This is a genomic window from Stenotrophomonas sp. 3diitr2024, assembly GCF_042136455.1.
Taxonomy (GTDB): Bacteria; Pseudomonadota; Gammaproteobacteria; order Xanthomonadales; family Xanthomonadaceae; genus Stenotrophomonas; species Stenotrophomonas sepilia.
The window spans coordinates 1-350 of record NZ_JBHHMJ010000103.1 but is presented as its reverse complement, the minus strand read 5'-3'; the positions used below and the strand labels follow the sequence as shown (position 1 = coordinate 350).

Sequence of the window (350 nt, the reverse complement as noted above, 5' to 3'; positions counted from 1 at the left end):
CTGGCCAACTGCTTGATCTCGGCGTTGATGCGGCCGAGGTTGGCCTTGACGGTGTCGACGGTGGTGGTCATCGCCGCCTTCTCGCCCGGGTAGCGGGCGATGTCGCGGCTCAGGTCACCGCGCAGCGCCGTGTCGAGAACGCCAAGGACCTGGTGGTGCGCGAGAGCGTGTCCGGCATGGTGCCGTCGGCCGGCGTCGGCACCTGCTTTTCGCGGCGTGCGGATCACATGTACGCCTTCGGACTCATTGAAGTTGCTGTCCTGGTCGGCGAACACGAACAGCTCGCCACCACGCGCACGCACTTCCTGCATGTTCGACTTCACCTTCTCCAGCAGGCTGTCGTTCGGCGC

The 350-nt window shown here is 65.7% G+C and carries 1 pseudogene; it reads right to left on the bottom strand.

The window, feature by feature from the left end:
• Positions 1-350, bottom strand: a pseudogene (locus tag ABGA94_RS02585) (hypothetical protein); the annotation flags it as partial.